This is a genomic window from Flindersiella endophytica, from assembly GCF_054779015.1.
This window is the reverse complement of record NZ_BAAGYY010000027.1, coordinates 170,259-186,003: the sequence shown is the minus strand read 5'-3', so window position 1 is coordinate 186,003 and position 15,745 is coordinate 170,259. Positions and strand designations below refer to the sequence as shown.

At 69.0% G+C, this 15,745-nt stretch carries 18 protein-coding genes and 1 pseudogene; 13 read left to right on the top strand and 6 right to left on the bottom strand.

What is annotated here, in order from left to right:
- Window positions 1-101: 101 nt before the first annotated feature.
- Window positions 102-1,010, bottom strand: coding sequence for a phosphotransferase family protein (locus ACYVF6_RS33170; protein ID WP_460526963.1), 909 nt, complete (start codon window positions 1,008-1,010; stop codon window positions 102-104).
- Window positions 1,011-1,142: 132 nt separating this feature from the next.
- On the opposite strand from ACYVF6_RS33170, the gene ACYVF6_RS33165 reads away from it, so the two are divergent.
- The 5 genes from ACYVF6_RS33165 (at window position 1,143) to ACYVF6_RS33145 (ending at window position 5,835) form a co-directional block, all read left to right on the top strand.
- The gene (locus ACYVF6_RS33165; protein WP_460526961.1) at window positions 1,143-1,481 is read left to right on the top strand and encodes a PadR family transcriptional regulator; all 339 of its coding nucleotides are present in this window, start codon (window positions 1,143-1,145) and stop codon (window positions 1,479-1,481) included.
- Complete coding sequence (locus ACYVF6_RS33160; RefSeq protein WP_460526959.1) at window positions 1,478-2,476, top strand: hypothetical protein; 999 nt, start codon at window positions 1,478-1,480, stop codon at window positions 2,474-2,476. The genes ACYVF6_RS33165 and ACYVF6_RS33160 overlap by 4 nt, the downstream gene beginning before the upstream one ends.
- 112 nt (window positions 2,477-2,588) lie before the next feature.
- A complete protein-coding gene (locus tag ACYVF6_RS33155) occupies window positions 2,589-3,599 on the top strand; it encodes a DUF1905 domain-containing protein (RefSeq protein ID WP_460526957.1) in 1,011 nt (336 codons plus the stop codon).
- A 134-nt stretch (window positions 3,600-3,733) separates the two neighbouring features.
- Window positions 3,734-4,306: a DinB family protein gene (locus tag ACYVF6_RS33150; RefSeq protein WP_460526955.1), complete on the top strand. Its 573-nt coding sequence runs from the start codon at window positions 3,734-3,736 to the stop codon at window positions 4,304-4,306.
- 146 nt (window positions 4,307-4,452) lie between these two features.
- Complete coding sequence (locus ACYVF6_RS33145; protein WP_460526953.1) at window positions 4,453-5,835, top strand: FG-GAP and VCBS repeat-containing protein; 1,383 nt, start codon at window positions 4,453-4,455, stop codon at window positions 5,833-5,835.
- A gap of 209 nt (window positions 5,836-6,044) precedes the next feature.
- Here ACYVF6_RS33145 and ACYVF6_RS33140 read toward each other — a convergent pair whose 3' ends face one another.
- A complete protein-coding gene (locus ACYVF6_RS33140; RefSeq protein ID WP_460526951.1) occupies window positions 6,045-6,404 on the bottom strand; it encodes a YciI family protein in 360 nt (119 codons plus the stop codon).
- Window positions 6,405-6,632: 228 nt separating this feature from the next.
- On the opposite strand from ACYVF6_RS33140, the gene ACYVF6_RS33135 reads away from it, so the two are divergent.
- The 8 genes and pseudogenes from ACYVF6_RS33135 to ACYVF6_RS33100 all read left to right on the top strand — a co-directional run bounded on the left by ACYVF6_RS33135 (window position 6,633) and on the right by ACYVF6_RS33100 (window position 13,230).
- A complete protein-coding gene (locus ACYVF6_RS33135) occupies window positions 6,633-9,137 on the top strand; it encodes a multicopper oxidase domain-containing protein (RefSeq protein WP_460526949.1) in 2,505 nt (834 codons plus the stop codon).
- Window positions 9,134-9,568 (top strand): hypothetical protein, encoded by a 435-nt coding sequence (locus tag ACYVF6_RS33130; protein ID WP_460526947.1) that lies wholly within the window; start codon window positions 9,134-9,136, stop codon window positions 9,566-9,568. The genes ACYVF6_RS33135 and ACYVF6_RS33130 overlap by 4 nt, the downstream gene beginning before the upstream one ends.
- Before the next feature lie 36 nt (window positions 9,569-9,604).
- Entirely contained in the window at window positions 9,605-9,781 is a 177-nt protein-coding gene (locus ACYVF6_RS33125; RefSeq protein WP_460526945.1) for a DUF6767 domain-containing protein, read from the top strand.
- 330 nt (window positions 9,782-10,111) lie between these two features.
- Window positions 10,112-10,918, top strand: coding sequence for an ABC transporter ATP-binding protein (locus ACYVF6_RS33120; protein ID WP_460526943.1), 807 nt, complete (start codon window positions 10,112-10,114; stop codon window positions 10,916-10,918).
- On the top strand, window positions 10,915-11,682 hold the full coding sequence (locus ACYVF6_RS33115; RefSeq protein ID WP_460526941.1) for an ABC transporter permease: 768 nt from the start codon (window positions 10,915-10,917) through the stop codon (window positions 11,680-11,682). Before ACYVF6_RS33120 ends, ACYVF6_RS33115 begins: the two co-directional genes overlap by 4 nt.
- A gap of 27 nt (window positions 11,683-11,709) precedes the next feature.
- Complete coding sequence (locus ACYVF6_RS33110) at window positions 11,710-12,498, top strand: MerR family transcriptional regulator (protein ID WP_460526939.1); 789 nt, start codon at window positions 11,710-11,712, stop codon at window positions 12,496-12,498.
- A 157-nt stretch (window positions 12,499-12,655) separates the two neighbouring features.
- A pseudogene (locus ACYVF6_RS33105) lies at window positions 12,656-12,946 on the top strand (baeRF11 domain-containing protein); the annotation flags it as partial.
- Between the two features lie 74 nt (window positions 12,947-13,020).
- A complete protein-coding gene (locus tag ACYVF6_RS33100) occupies window positions 13,021-13,230 on the top strand; it encodes a hypothetical protein (RefSeq protein ID WP_460526937.1) in 210 nt (69 codons plus the stop codon).
- Between the two features lie 31 nt (window positions 13,231-13,261).
- On the opposite strand, the gene ACYVF6_RS33095 is transcribed toward ACYVF6_RS33100, so the two are convergent.
- From ACYVF6_RS33095 to ACYVF6_RS33080, 4 genes are read right to left on the bottom strand one after another with little or no spacing between them, the layout of a single operon-like run.
- On the bottom strand, window positions 13,262-14,356 hold the full coding sequence (locus ACYVF6_RS33095; RefSeq protein WP_460526935.1) for a serine hydrolase domain-containing protein: 1,095 nt from the start codon (window positions 14,354-14,356) through the stop codon (window positions 13,262-13,264).
- A 5-nt stretch (window positions 14,357-14,361) separates the two neighbouring features.
- On the bottom strand, window positions 14,362-14,799 hold the full coding sequence (locus ACYVF6_RS33090) for a YybH family protein (protein WP_460526932.1): 438 nt from the start codon (window positions 14,797-14,799) through the stop codon (window positions 14,362-14,364).
- Window positions 14,799-15,248, bottom strand: coding sequence for an SRPBCC family protein (locus ACYVF6_RS33085; RefSeq protein WP_460526930.1), 450 nt, complete (start codon window positions 15,246-15,248; stop codon window positions 14,799-14,801). The genes ACYVF6_RS33090 and ACYVF6_RS33085 overlap by 1 nt, the downstream gene beginning before the upstream one ends.
- Entirely contained in the window at window positions 15,245-15,616 is a 372-nt protein-coding gene (locus ACYVF6_RS33080) for an ArsR/SmtB family transcription factor (protein WP_460526928.1), read from the bottom strand. The genes ACYVF6_RS33085 and ACYVF6_RS33080 overlap by 4 nt, the downstream gene beginning before the upstream one ends.
- Window positions 15,617-15,745 lie beyond the last annotated feature (129 nt).

The following is a 15,745-nucleotide window of genomic DNA, read 5'->3' as shown; positions in this document are numbered from 1 at the left end:
GTGCCGGATGGGCAGCTGCGACCCAACTGTGCTGCGCGTTCAAGGCTACGGTTCGACCTGCTTGTGGCACCCAGCCTGAATGCGCCGGCCTGCGATCACCGTTACACAGTTCGGAGCCAGGTTGCGGCAGCAGCTACCAGCCCGTCGATCCAGGGCACCACGTTCTCCCGGCGACTCCACTCGGCGTTGAAGATCGCGTTGTGCGCTTGGTACAGCGGAAGGATGCGGTCGATCGTTGTGCGGTCCATGCCGGTCTCACTGGCATAACGATCCAACAGTGTGGGCAAGACCCGCTTGGGTCCTGGATCATCGGCGGGACCGCCGGCCGCCACCTTCGCGAACTCGTAGATCGGATCGGCTACGACCGCCCCGCCCCAGTCCACGATCCCGGTTACCAAGCCGCGTTCGGGATCCACGAACGTTTCGCATCCAGTGAGATCACCGTGCACCAGGCTGCCCCGCTCGATCGGTGGTGTGGCCCGTTCGAACACCTTGAGAGCAGCCGTACGAAAGGCGTCATTGGCATAACCGCCGTCGACCAGGCCGTCCAAGTCCTTGCGTGCGGACTGCAGGATCCAGGCAGGCCAGGAGTCGTACGTACCGTTCCCGGTCGCGTCCAGTGGACCAAAACCCTTTGGCTGAACGCTGTGCAGCCTCGCCAAGCAGTGCGCGAGGTCGGGCAAGGTGTACGGCGCCAGCTCCTGGTTCTCGGTCGCCCAGTTCACGCCTTCGACCTTCGCCATGGCAAACCATTGCCCGCCTGGAACCTGGGCGTCCGCACCCGTCGCCAGCACCTGGGGCACCGGGAGGCCGGCCTCGCGAGCAAGAGCGAGTGTCGCCACCTCCGCGCGGACATCCGCATCACCGGCCGCCTTGGCGAACACCACGCCTCCGGGCGTCGATGCCTCAACCACTACTCGCGGTCCCCATACCTCAGGAAAGTCGAGGCTCGCCGGCGGGCCGAACGTTCTGCGTACGACGTCGACAAGGGCTCGCTGATACGGCGTCATGCCCGCGACGCTAAGTGGCCAGAGGACAGACCGCAAACGTATTTCTCCGATGGGCAGGAGTTGCCCGCGCCTGCCGCGTCGGCATGTGTCCGCCTCTGTACAATAGTACGTTCATCGGCATATGCTGATGACATGAGTACGCGTCCGATGCAGGAGCCCACGTTCCTGATCCTCACCGCGCTGGCGGCCGGGCCGCAGCATGGCTACGGCGTGATCACCGACGTTCAACGCATCTCGGACGGGCTCGTCCGGTTGCGCGCCGGCACCCTGTATGCCGCCCTGGAGCGGCTCGGCGATGAAGGACTGATCGAACGGGACCGCGAGGAGATCCACGAGGGCCGGGTCAGGCGCTACTACCGGCTCACCGGACACGGCGCCACGCGGTTGGAGACAGCGGCTGAGCGACTTGCCCGGCACGCCAAAGTGGCCAGGGGCAGGCTTCGCCTCGGACCCGCGGGAGGACACGCATGAGCACACTGGAGATCCGTTATCGCCGGCTGCTGGCCTGGTATCCCCAGGACCACCGCGACGTCCACGAAGACGACATGCTCGGCGTTCTCCTTGCCGCCGCTCGTCCCGGTCAGCGCAGGCCCACGCTCGGCGAACGGGCTGACCTCATCCGCGGCGCGTTTCGCCTGCACGCCCGCCGTGCGTTCGGGCGAGGAACGACGGCTCGTTGGCGGGACTCCGCCGCCGTGGTGTGCGTGGTCAGCACCCTGCTGTTCCTGCTGCGCGTCGGATCCGACGCGGTCGTACGCGGTGTCCAGGGCCCGACCTGGATCCGCGCGGTGGCCTCGCTCGTCCTGTCCGCCGTCCTGCTCCTCGCCATCCTGGCCGGCATCCGCTTGCTCGCCGTGCCGATCGCGGTGCTGCTCAGCGCTTACGTCGTAACCTCGTACCTGCCCTGGCTGACTCTCTCCGCGCAGCCCGGCTCGGACCTCAGCCACGGATTCGGCATCATCTCCTACAGCTTCTATATGCCGATGCGGCCGATCGACTACCTCCTGACCGACGCCTGGGCGCTCCTGCCCTTGGTCGCGGCAGTGGCGGGAGCTGTCGCCTCCAATCCCCGCCGCGGCATCATCACCATCGGCCTCCGCAGGCTGGCGATCTGGACCGCTCTCGTGGCCGGCACGATGGCTTGGGGACAAGCACTTCCGCTTCTCGCCGGGCCCGGCCACATCGCCGTTCAGATCCTCCCGTTCATCGCCGTCTGCGCCACGGCCTGCGGCCTCTCACTGAGCTCGGCACGCGGCCGGCGTTGCGTGGTCGTCTTCGTCCCCCTGCTCGCCCTCTTCACCGCGGTGTGCGTCGATCTCGCGAGCATCGAGTCACCCTGGTGGTTGGCGGCCCTGCCGGCTGCCGTCGCGGTGCTGACCATCAGCATCCTGGCCTGGATACAGCTCCGCCACCGCGTCCACTCAGCGGACGACGTCCGCACACCGGAGTCCGGAGTGATCGGGTAGAAGACTGGGCGACGCGCGCCTGGTCGGTCCCCGCGCGTTCGTGGCGCAGAAAGCGCTTGAATGGTGAGTACGACACTTCAACTGGTACGCCGGGGTTTTGGGAGCTGCCAAGATGCCGAAGAAGCAAACAACCAGGGCCCGGAACGCCCGCGTTGCAGCAGGTGAGGGGAATGACCGCCTGCAGGTCGAGTTCAGCGGCGAACTCTTTCAGTGGCGCGGTCCGGCGCCGTACTACTTCGTCACCGTCCCAGAGAAGCCGAGCCTCGAGCTGAAGGCGGTGTCTTCTGGCGTCAGCTATTACCGGGGAATGATCCGGGTTCAGGCTCGGATCGGTGACACCGAGTGGACGACGTCGCTGTGGCCCAGGGACGGGCAGTACGTCGTCCCGGTGAAGGACCAGGTGCGCAAGCCCATGGGTCTGGCCGACGGTGACACCGTCACGATCCACCTCACCGTGGCTCTACCGGCACCGGCGGAGGGACAGCACCACACACAGGCTCGACGCCAGCCTCGTGGCAGGGAAGGTAAACCGGTTGAACGCGCCGGAGCAGTCGTCGTCAAGGGTCGCGGAGGGGGCCCGGTCACCGACGAGCAGCTCAGGATCGTCCCGGCGAACGAGGCGACCTGGGACGACCTGCAGGCCGTCTTCGGCGTACGCGGCGCTTCGTCCATCTGCTGGTGCCAGCGGTACAAGATGCAGCCCAAGGAGCGTTGTGTGAGCACGGTTGGAGCGGCCGAGCTCGCGCCCCGGCTCCGGGAGCAGACCGCCTGCGGACAGCCCGAGTCGGGGGTGACGACCGGCCTGGTCGCCTACCTCGACGGTGAGCCGGTCGGCTGGTGCGCGGTGAACCCGCGATCTGCCAACCCGCGCTTGCTGAGCCAGTGTCCCACCCCGTGGGTCGGCCGGACCGAGGACAAGGCCGATGCCAGCGTCTGGGCTGTGACGTGCATCCTTACCCGGGCGGGTTTCGGCGCCGCGGCATCAGCCGGGCCCTCGCCCGGGCCGCCGTCGGCTTCGCCCGGGAACGCGGCGCCCGTGCCCTGGAGGGCTATCCCCACACCACCGAGATCGCGCATTTCGGCACTCCCGGCGTCTTCGCCGCCGCCGGCTTGGTCGAGGTGAGCAGGCCCACCCTCAGGCGCGTCGTCATGCGCATCGATTTCTAGCGGCGCCCGGCAACGTCATGCGGCGGGAGCTCGGCGGAGAGTCGAACGAAGGGCGGCTGGGGTGTCGGTGCCCGTTTGTAGGGTGCGGCAATGGCAACGATCTGGCTCACCTCGATCGCAGCGCAGTATGGAGCGATCCTCGACGACCTGGCCATCGCGATCCGGACCTGTCCGGACGAGCTGTGGGAGGAGAGCTTGTATCCGATCGATCCAGCCGATCCGGCTGCGTGGACACCGATCGACCCGGACGGGCGGCCGTTCGAGGACGAGGCGGTGGCTGAGGGCAAGCGGCGTGCCCAGGGTGCGGTGTGGCGTACCGCGTCGCACATCCTGTTCTTCACCGACGCCGACCTGTCGGCGATGGAACAAGACTGGGTGCCGCGACCACCGTTGTCGCCGCACGACGAGGACGTGGACGTGGTGCCGCCGACCTACTCCCGCGAGCAGTTGCTGGAGTACGTCGCCCACTGCCGGCGCAAGGTCGACGAGGTCTTCGCCGACCTGACCGACGACCGAGCAGCCGAGCCCGTCGCCGACTCGCACCGCCACCGGGGAACGCCGGTCGGGGAGATGCTCGTGACTGGCCTGGTCCATCTCCAGATGCACGCAGCCCAGATCCGCACCTACCTCGCGACCCGTGGTGTTCCCTGGGAGAGCGGGTAGCGGACGGCCTCGGCGTACAGCGTCCAGGCGGGAAAAGCGAGGCTCTTCAGCCACGAGGTGATGGTCTGCCGACTCTGGGCTCGGTGACCCCCGCGGCACAGGATTGCCTGTATACCGAGCCGAAAGCACTCGGTCAGGGAGGGAGGATGTTCAACTGGTCTGGCCGGATCCTCGTCGCCGGTGCGGGGATCGTGGCGTTGCTGGGCGCGACATTCGCATCGTCTGCGAGCGCCGCGCCGTTTGGCTCAGCCGGCGGCTTCGACGGCGACGGGTTCGGTGACCTGGCGATCGGGGCGCCCGGTGCCTTCGTCATGGAGGAGGACTCCGCGGGCGCGGTCGGCGTGCTCTACGGCGCTGCCAACGGGCCCACCCTCGGACGCCTGCAGCACTTCGATCGTTCGACGGCATGGGTTCCGCCTGGCCCGCGAGGCGGAGAAGAGCTCGGTCGGCAACTCGTCAGCGGCGACTTCGACGCCGACAGCTACGCCGACCTCGCGCTGACCACGGCCGGAGGGCAACGGGTGGTACTGCTCTTCGGCAGCCCGGCCGGTCTGGCTCGTGGCTTCGAGGTGGTCATGCGTGGGCTGACGTCGACCTTGGCCTCGGCGGACTTCAATGCCGACGGCGCGGCCGACCTCGTTCTGGGCACGCTCGGGTACGAGGGCGAAGCACCAGCGGTGCTGTACGGCAGGCGTGGGCTCACCGCGGACAACGCGCGATACGTCGAGCTCGAAGGAGAGATGGGCGGCTGGGGCCCGGTGGCCACGGGCAACCTCAACGGGGATGGCTACCCGGACCTCGTCGTACGGACGTTCGTGTGGGACGAATTCCACGCGCTGCCGTCGCTCGTGACCTACTTCGGTGGGCCGCGTGGCCTGTTTCCGCAGCCAGCTCAGGTCGAACGTGGTGTCGCCGGCTACTGGGAGACCGAGGGCCCGGTGGCCATCGCCGACCTGAACGGTAACGGGTTCGGCGAGGTGGTCCTGGGCACTCCTGTCGCCTACGGCATTGTCACCGTCGTCTGGGGCGACAAGGGAGGCCTGGTCGCGATGTCGCGAATCGACCAGGACACACCGGGTATGCCCGGCACTCGTGAGGAGGGCGACGACTTCGGCATGGCGATCGCCACCGGCGACGTCAACGGCGATGGCATCCCCGACCTGGTGATCGGGTCGCCTGGAGAGGATGTCGGGAAGCTTGTCGACGCGGGCATGGTCACCGTCGTGCGTGGCGGAAGCGGCATGTTCGACCCAGCCCGAGCCGTCAGCTTCACCCAGAACACCGCTGGCGTTCCGGCGACCGGCGAGGCCGGTGACCGGTTCGGCAGCACGCTCGCCGTTACCGACCTGAACCGGGACCGCCGAGCCGAAGTGGCCATCGGCAGCGTCGGTGAGAACGCCGGCGAAGGCCTGGTTCACATACTGAAGGGCGCCAACAGCGGTGTCACGACAGCCGGAGCAATCGCCTTCGGCCCGCGCACCCTCGGCATAGCGCCCACGAAAGCGAAGATTGGTGCCAGCTTGAACTGAGCAAGCGCACAACGTCGCCCGCGCCAGAACGCGGCTGGCGGGCGATCCGCAAGGAGCCCAGCTCGAAGCGAGTGGCTCGTGTGACATGGCCGCCGGGGGACGCCTCACCCCAGGCAGTGGAGAGCCGAGGAGCGACGGCTGTTCTGCCGTCGCTCCTCGGCACCGCCGGTTGCTGGTCCGCCTGGGTTCGGTGACGGGTTACCGCCTCGTCACTGGGTTTTGGGCTGGGGCTTGAATCGGCGGACCTCCTGAGGCCAGCCGCACGCTTCGGCGACTTTGCCGGCCCACAGCTTGGCGGCCTCGTCGTCGGGTACGTCGATTACGGTGATTCCGCCCAGGAACTCCTTGGTCTCGACGTACGGGCCGTCGGTGAACAGCAAGGTGCCGCTGGTCGCGTCGGCGGCGATGGCGGTGTCGAGCTCCTCCTCCAGCCCTCCGGCGAACACGTACACACCTGCGGCCTTCATCTCGTTCACGACCGCCATGGCGAGCGGCGCGCGGCTGCCGTACCACTCCGCGGGGTGGTCGCCCACCCACTGCTGGTTGAAGTAGATGGCGTACTCCGTCATGTCTTCTCCTTTGCCGGGTCGCCCGTTGGCGGACACCCTCCACCTTCCCTACGAACGGCACCAGCCCGATCCGACACCGCCTCACGATTTTCCTACCCCGCCCTCCGAGGGTCCCAGCCGCGATAGGGGAAGGCCGCACTATCGCGAAGGACCACCGGACCCTTTCCGCGGGCGGACGGAGTCCGGAGGGTGGTTGACGTGCTACCGACCTCCTCCTCGATGCCGGCCATGCCCGCTGATCCTGCCCGCTCCTGGTCCGCCCGTGCCCGTTGGCACGTCGCCGCCAATGGGGTGGTTGTCGCCTGGTTGGGCTTGGCCGGGCTCGCGGCCGCCCTCCATGGCAGGCTGGGGTTGCCTGGCTGGCTCGCGCTGCACCTTTTCCTGCTCGGCGCCGTTACCAGCGCGATCGTGGTCTGGAGCGACCACTTCACCCGTGCCCTGTCGCATGCTCCCGATCCGGATCTCCGGTACGCCTACGCCAGGCTCGGGCTGCTCACCGTCGGCACCGTCGGCGTCCTGGCCGGGACGGCCGCAGGCGGGCGAGCGCTGGCAGGCGGCGGGGCGGTGCTCGTTGTCGCGGCGATCGGCTGGCATACGGGCGGGTTGGTCCGGACGATCCGCCGCGCGCTGCCGACCCGCTTCGGCCGGCTGGCGTGGTGGTACGTCGCGGCGTGCGTGGCAGTGCTGGCCGGGGGCTCGCTCGGTGGCCTGCTGGCGACCGGACTCGTGCCGCCGGCCTGGCACGACGGCGTTCATCTGGCGCACGCTCACCTGAACCTGCTCGGCTGGGTCGGGCTCAGTGTCCTGGGAACGTTGTACGTGCTGGGCCCGACCGTGCTCGGCACCACGATGCGGCCCATCCGGTTCACGAGGTGGAAGCTCGCGGCGACGGGTGGCTCTCTTGCGGTCGCGGTCGCGGGCCTGCTCGCCGGCAGCTCGCTGGTCGCGGCGGCCGGGGTGCTGTCGTACGGCGCAGGTGCGATCTGGTCGCTGTCCGGCCTGCTCCGCGACGCCGTCGAGCGGTTGCCGAAGAGCGCTGCCGGCTCGGCGTTCGTCGCCGCGGCATGCTGGCTGCTGATCGCGCTGGCGCTGGACGCGGTACTCCTCTTGACCGGCGCGGCCGCGCGCTTCTCGCTGGTATACGCGCCGCTGCTCGCCGGCTTCGTCGGCCAGGTCCTGGTCGGCTCACTGACCCATCTGCTCCCTGTCGTGCTCGGCGGCGGGCCGGCGGAGGCGAAACGGCTGCACGCGCGGTTCGGCCGGGCCTGGCGGCTCCGGTTCGCCGCCGTCAACGTCGGCATCGTGCTGGCTCTGCTGCCGTTGCCCGAGCCCGTGCCGACCGTCGGCTGGGTGCTCCTGCTGGCGGCGCTGGCCACGTTCGCCGGGCTGGCCGGGCTGACCCTGGTGGAGCGCGTGGCCGGCAACTCCGCTCCCGCGGTGGCCGGTGCGCTGATCGGCGTTGTGGCCATCCTCGTGGCCGCCGCCCTGACCGTTCCACCGACCGATGCGGTGAGCAGCGGTGGTGCGGCCCGGCCGGTCGACATCACGCTACGCGGCATGCGGGTCGAACCCGCCACCATCGCCGCACCCGCCGGCAGCCGGCTGCTGCTGCGAATCGTCAACCAGGACGCGCAACGGCACGACCTGCGGCTCGCGACCGGACAGCGCACTCGCCTGCTCGGGACCGGTGAGACCGCGACGGTACGTACCGACGTGCTCGAGGACAAAGTGCAGGGCTGGTGCACCGTCGCCGGGCACCGCGCGGCCGGAATGACGCTCACCATCCAGGTCACGGCAGCGGCCGCCGCGGCCGAGGAGCCAGGCCAGCCAGAGCACAGCCACTCGCACGGATCCACCGAGGCCGGTCGGGACGCCGAGCCGGGCCGGACACCCGCCCGTAACCCCGTCCTGCCGCCCGCAACCACCGCGCGGACGCACCGGGTGGAGATCCGCGTGCGGGAAACGACGCTGGAGGTCGCGCCAGGCGTGACCCAGCGGATGTGGATGTACAACGGAACGCTGCCCGGTCCGACCCTGCGCGGCCGGATCGGCGACACGTTCGTCGTCACGCTCGTCAACGCTGGCAGCATCGGGCACGGCATCGACTTCCACGCCGGGGCGCTCGCCCCCGACCAGCCGATGCGCACCATCGACCCGGGCGAGCGGCTCACCTACACCTTCCGCGCCACCCGAGCCGGCGCCTGGCTGTACCACTGCTCGACCGCGCCGATCTCGCAGCACCTGGCCAACGGCATGTACGGCGCCGTCATCATCGACCCGCCTGGACTGGCGAAGGTGGACCGGGAGTACGTCATGGTCGCCGGCGAGCTCTACCGCGGGGTGCCCGGCAGCCCGGGCCAGGTGGCGAAGATCCGCTCCGGACAGCCCGACGGCTGGATGTTCAACGGCCGAACGGGCCAGTACGACGAAACGCCTCTGACCGCTCGCGCCGGTGAGCGCGTGCGGTTCTGGGTGGTCGACGCGGGACCTGGCTCCACGACCGCGTTCCACGTCGTCGGAACCGTCTTCGACACCGTGTACAAGGAGGGCGCCTACCTGCTGCGCCCGGCTGGAGACGATGGCGGTGGCGGAGCGCAGGTCCTCGATCTCGCGCCCGCACAGGGAGGCTTCGTCGAGGCCGAGTTCCCGGAGGCAGGGCACTACCCGTTCGTCGACCACGACCTGCGGCACGCCGAAGCGGGTGCTCACGGCCTGGTGACGGTGGGGCCATGACCGGCTGGGCACTGGTCCGCTTCCTGCACGTGGCCGGAGCGACGTTCTGGATCGGCGGGCAGGTCACGGTCTCGTTCGTCCTGCTCCCGATCGCCCGGCGGACGCTGGCCGCCGAGCCCTTGAAGGCACTGATCGGTGCCGTCGGCCGCCGGTTCGCCAAGGCCACCATGGCGGTCTTCCTGCCGGTTCAGATCGCCACCGGCATCGCGCTCGCCTGGCGGGAGGGCGTGACCTGGCCGGCGCTCACCCAGCCCGGCTACGGACGCTTACTGGCGCTGAAGCTGTCACTGTTCGCAGCCGTGATGGCCGCCTCGGCAGTGCACGGACTGGCCAGCAGCAAGGGACGTACCGGACTCTCGCGCGGCGCCGCCATGTTCGCGCTGGTGGGGTCGCTCGGCATCGTCCTGTTCGCGACCGCGTTGGCCGGTTAGCCGGACGTTCGGCAACCGATGTTCGAGAGGATCCAGATGGCTGAGGCCCGCAAGGCTCCCGAGCCGAAGTGCCCGATCCGGCCTGGCGACGCGTGCACCTTGTGCCAGCCGGGCGCGACCGGGCCGCAGGACTGCGGGCTGGTCTATCTGGTGATGTCGGATCCGGAACTACGTGCAGAACTGCACGGGCTCTCCCAGGAGCCGCGGAGGTGATACCTCGCCGAGTTGCTTCCAGCTCACCCCTCCTGCTCAAAAGCTGGACGTCGGCTCGGCGAGGACCGTTCCTGGTGTGGGCTTGACCAGTCCCAGGACCGAGGAGAGATCCGACCCGGCCGTGGTGGCGACCATCAAGCCCACACCAGGAACGGTATTCCTGCCGGGACCCGGGCCCCTATGGACTTTCGGTCCGGCCTGCTCGGTCCAACGTCGCTCGCACTGGCTTGACCTTGACGCAGGGTCAACGCCTCATCCTTACCGCAGGAGGAGGCAGGTGACTGTGTTGACCGAGAAATCAAGCAGCGATCCCGACGGGCAGGTCCGCTCATGACGGCCCAGTCGATGGCGGAACCGGCGATTCGCGTACAGGGTCTCGAGAAGTCGTACGGAAAGCTCGACGTGTTGCGCGGCGTGGACTTCGACGTGGCACGCGGCAGCATCTTCGCCCTGCTGGGCTCGAACGGCGCGGGCAAGACCACGGTCGTGAGGATCCTGGCCACGCTGCTCAAGCCGGACGCCGGCACCGCCGGCGTCAACGGGTTCGACGTCGCGGCGCAGGCGGCGAACGTGCGGGAATCGATCAGCCTGACCGGGCAGTTCACCGCAGTCGACGAGATCCTGAGTGGGCGGGAGAACCTCGTGCTCGTCGCCCGGCTGCGGCATCTCGCAGGCCCTGGCCGGATCGCCGGCGAGCTGCTGGAACGGTTCGCGCTGACTGACGCCGGCTCGCGGAAGGTGTCGACGTACTCAGGTGGAATGCGCCGCCGCCTCGACATCGCGATGAGCCTGATCGGGAACCCGCCGGTGGTCTTCCTGGACGAGCCGACGGCCGGGCTCGATCCCGAGGCACGGCTCGAGGTCTGGCAGACAATCAGACAGCTCGCCGGGCAGGGAACGACGGTGCTGCTCACCACGCAGTACCTCGACGAGGCCGAGCAGCTCGCCGACCGGATCGCGATCCTGCACGAGGGCCGGATCCTGGTGAACGGCACGCTCGACGAGCTCAAGCAGCTCCTTCCGCCCGCCAAGGTCGAGTACGTCGAGAAGCAGCCGACGCTGGAGGAGATCTTCCTGGCGCTCGTCGGTCGCAAGGCCACGAGCCAGGCCGGGAGCCAGGAGGGGAACCGACGATGACCACGCATCTCCTCAGCGACACCGCCGTACTCACCGGCCGGACCCTCCGCCACGTCACCCGCAGCATCGACACCATCCTCACCACCGTGATCACGCCGATCGCCATGATGCTGATGTTCGTCTACGTGTTCGGCGGCGCGATCGACACCGGCGCGGGCACAGGGTCGTACGTGAACTACATGCTGCCCGGCATCCTGCTGATCACGATCGCGTCGGGCATCGCCTACACAGCGCTGCGGCTGTTCACGGACCTGAACAGCGGGATCTTCGAGCGGTTCCATTCGATGCCGATCGCCCGGTCGGGCGTGCTGTGGGCGCACGTGCTGACCTCGCTGGTGGCCAACCTGCTCTCGCTCGTGCTCGTGGTGGGCGTCGCCCTGCTGATGGGCTTCCGCTCGGGAGCCGGCGTGCTGGCATGGCTCGCGATCGCGGGCATCCTGCTGCTGTTCACGCTGGCTCTGACCTGGATCGCCGTGATCGCCGGGTTGTCGGCGAAGACGGCGGAAGGCGGAGGCGCGTTCGCGTACCCGCTCATCTTCCTGCCGTTCCTGAGCTCCGCGTTCGTGCCCACCGCGACCATGCCGGGGCCGGTGCGCTGGTTCGCCGAGAACCAGCCGGTGACATCGATCGTCGACACGATCCGTGACCTGTTCGCCGAGCAGCCGGCAGGCGACGACAGCTGGATCGCGCTCGCGTGGTGCGCCGCGATCCTCGTTGTGGCGTACGTCTTCGCGATGATCCGCTACCGCCGGAAGGTCGCCTGAGGCAGCCAGAGATCCATACTGAGATCCATGCTCACCATCAGCCAGCTGGCCAGGCACGCCGGGGTGACGGTTCGGGCAGTACGCCACTACCACCACATCGGGCTGCTGCCGGAGCCCGACCGCGACCGCTCCGGCTACCGCACCTACAACGCAGCCGCCGTCGTTCGGCTGATCCGGATTCACACCCTCGCCGAGGCCGGCGTGCCGCTGGGCAGAGTGCAGGAGCTCCTCGACGCCGGCCCGGAGGAGTTCGCCCGTGCCGTCCAGGAGATCGACAAGAAGCTGCGCGTGGAGATCCGGCGGCTGCAGGGCAACCGGAAACGGATCGCCCGGCTCGCCGCCGGAGAGCAGCTGGCGCTCCCGCAGTACGTCGTGGACTACCTCGACCGGCTGCGCGGGCTCGGCATCGACGAGCGGCTGATCGAGCTGGAACGCGACGCCTGGATCATGGTCGCCGCCCAGTCGTCACAAGGGCTCGAGGCGATCATCGCCCAGAAGCACAGGGACCTGGCCGATCCGGACATCCTGACGCTCTATCGCCTGGCCAGCCAGGCGTTCGACTGGCCGGTCGACGATCCGCGAGTCGTCGAGATCGTCGACGTCGTGGAACGCCTGGCGATCCGCGCCGTGGAGGCCGGCGAGGCGGGTGCCGAGGACGGTCTCGACGACCAGTTCGTCGACCTGCTGGACAAGACCATGGTCGAGTCCTCCCCGCTCGCCGAACGGCTCGTGGCGATCCTGGAGGAACGGGGCTGGAAAGGCTGGACGCGGATCGAGCGCGTGCCTGACGGCCTGCTCGGTCCGCAAGCCCGGTAGGCGTACAGATTCGTGCGACCCACGGCTGGGTAGCAGCCTTCGTAGGAACGGTGCGTGCCGTGGTCATGCTGTCGAGGAGGTCGGATGACTGGGCAACACACGGACATTCCGACCACCGATCAGGTCGACCGGCTGATGCGACTCCGTACGCCGGCGGCTGCAGGGGAGCGAAGGTCAGAAGGTACGGATCCGCCAGTACGCCAGGAAGATCGAGCAGGCGTTGCGAGGCGTACTCCCGCCCGCGCACGTGCCGCTCGTCCTGGCCGGGTCGAGGCCGCTGGTGAGTACGTTCCGTGCGCTCAGCACGTATCCGGACCTGGCGGAGCAGATTGTCGCCGGGAGTCCGGAAGCGCTCAGCGACCGCGAGCTGGCGTCGGCCGCGCGGGAGGTCATCGATCAGGTCAACGCCGATCGCGTGCGCGGGCTGCACGAGCTGTTCGAGCAGCGGGCGGCGCAGGGCAGGACGGCGACGGACATCGCGGAGATCGCCCGGCTCGCCACGCAAGGCGCTGTTGACACGGTGTGCGTCGACATCGACAGCGCCGTCCCGGAATCGTCGACGACGACACCGGTGCGGTTCGGCTCGCCAAGGCGCACGACGCGTCCACGTACGGCGTTGTCGACGAGATCGCCCGGCGGGTATGGCTTGCCGGAGGCACTGTCGCCGCCGTCCGCCGCGACGACGTTCCCGGCCAGGGCGACGCGGCGGCAGTGCTGCGCTACGCCGCCTGAACGCGGCTGTCGGAGCTCGCGACCAGACGGGTCATGTGTCACTCGTTCTGGGCGAGGTGAACTCCGCTGTGGTCAGGTCTGCGAGTTGTTGTGCTGTGTCGAAGTGGGTCGTGAGACGGCTCTTGGTCATCGCGAAGGAGGTGCCGGTGGTGGTGTCGGCATAGACGTAGCTGCCGCCACCGCCGACCCAGCCGAAGGCGGTGGGTGTTTCGTCCGGCGGAGCGCCGATCCGGCCGAGTGGGTAGCCCAGGGCCAGCCGCGCATGGTTTCCGAAGACCTGGTCGGTGCCTTCGAAGGCCACCGCTGTCATCTCCGCGAGCTGGTGCGAGTCGATGAGCCGGCCGTCGAGTACCGCGGCGTTCATGGCGGCGATTCCCCGCGCGGTGAACGTGCCGACCGACGGGATGTCGGCCTGCAGGATGTCGGGGCTGTTGCCGATGGCAGCGGTTGGCCCCATTTCCCAGGGCGCGAGCATGGCGTCGCTGTCAAGTGGGGCGGCCGGTGGCGGTGCGGCGTCTTCGAGTCGCGCCAGTCGGGGCAGGTCGGCTCGGGGCACGCCGAAGTACAGCTCACCGTCGATGCCCAGGGGCACGCCGACCCACTCGTGGAGGAGTTGCCGCATCGGCTTGCCGGTGGCCCGGCGTGCGATCTCGCCGACGAGGAAACCGAAGGTGTAGGAGTGGTATCCCGTCTTGGTGCCGGGTCGCCACCGTGGTTCGGCGTCGGCGATCGCGGCGCATACCCGCGACCAGTCGCTCAGGTCGGCGGGGCCGATGCCGCGAGGCATCGCCGGTACGCCGACCGTGTGCGTGAGCACGTGTCGAAGCGTCGCTGCCGCCTTGCCGTGGGCACCGAACTCCGGCCACAGATCGACCACAGGCGTGTCGTATCCGACCGCTCCGGTCCTGACAAGAAGGTGAGCGATCAGCGACGTCATCGCCTTGCCCGTGGAGAAGCTGAAGAACGGGGTCTCCGGGGTCGCGCGGCGCCCGGTCTGACGGTCGGCGACGCCGGCAACGGCGTCGACGACAAGTGCACCCTGGTGGTAGACGGCAACCTGCAAGGCGGCTTCGGCTCCGGTGTCGACGAGCTCGTCGAGGACACCTTGGACCTGGGTCAGTCCCACCTGGATCACAGGTCGCCGGTCAGCACTGCTTTGCCGGTCTCGGCGTCGAAGGGCACGGAGGCGTGCTCGTGGACGATCCTCCAGCCGTCGCCGAGCTTGCGGAGACAGCTGGTCGCGCGCACCCACATGCCGACGACGGTGCCGTCGAGCATGGTGCCGCTGATCCGTACCAGGAAGTGGCAGAACGCGAGGTCGTCGGCCGCGGTGACCTCGAGGTCGCGGATCTCGTGGCCGATGCCGGTGCGGTACGCCGCGAACCACTCCTGCTTTCGAGCCGCCGTCTCCGCGCCACGATGAACGAACGGGGCGACGGCGTCGAACACCACGATGTTCGCGTCGTTCGCGGCGGTCAGCGTGGCGGCGTCCTTGGCGGCGACCGCCCGGGTGCGGGCCTCGAACAGCTCGCGGATCTCGGCTTCGGCGTTCGGGTTCGGCGTGGTCATCAGGACCGCCCGAGCTCGCGGCCGAGCGCGTCCAGCCAGTCGCCGGTGCCTTGCCGGCGCCACTCGGGCTGTTCCTGGTCGTCGAGGAAGGTGTCCTGCTCGGTGAGGACCAGGCGCGTGCCGGTGCCGTCGGGGACGAGCTCGACGGTGGTCGCCGACACGGTCGACAGGATGCCGCGGCCGGTCAGCAGGGTGGTGTAGACGATGCGCTCGTCCTTGACGATGTCGTGGTAGACCGACTCGGCGACGATTTCGGCCCCGTCGTCGGTGCGTCCGTGGGCGGCCTCGGTGCCGCCGACGCGGAAGTCGAGGGTGTAGGCGGCGTCGTTGGCCGCGAACCACTTCGCCTTCGTATCGCGATCGGCCCACGCCGCGAACACCTGCGCGGGGGAGGCGGCGTAGGTGCGCTCGAGGGTGAACGTGCTGTGTTTCACCGAACGGTCGGTCATGATCTGGGCTCCTCTTGGTCTGAAGGTGTGGTGTGGTCGCCCGCGCTCTCGCCGAGGACGTCGCCGAGGCGATCGAGCCGGTGCTCCCACGTCGTTCGCTGGAGATGCAGCCACTGCTCGGCGCGCCGCAGGCCGGCTGGATCGATCTGGCAGGTACGAACGCGCCCGGCCTTCTCCGACCGGACCAGCTCGCTCGCCTGCAGCACCTGCAGGTGCTGCACCGTGGCCGCGACCGTCACGCCGAGCAGGCGCGCCAGCTCGCTCACCGTGGCCGGCCCGCGGGTCAGGCGTTCGATGATCGCCCGCCGATTGGCTTCGGCAAGCGCGTGAAACACCCGATCCGCGGCGGCCGACTCATGGTTAAGCATGCACTTAACCATAGGCATGGCTCGGCAAAAGGTCAAGTGATGGCTTAACTTTCTGCTCGAGTCGGGAAACTGGCGGGTTGCGTCCGTGGGTGGGTGCCCCAAAGGAAGGCCTGGTGTGGCCGATTGGGC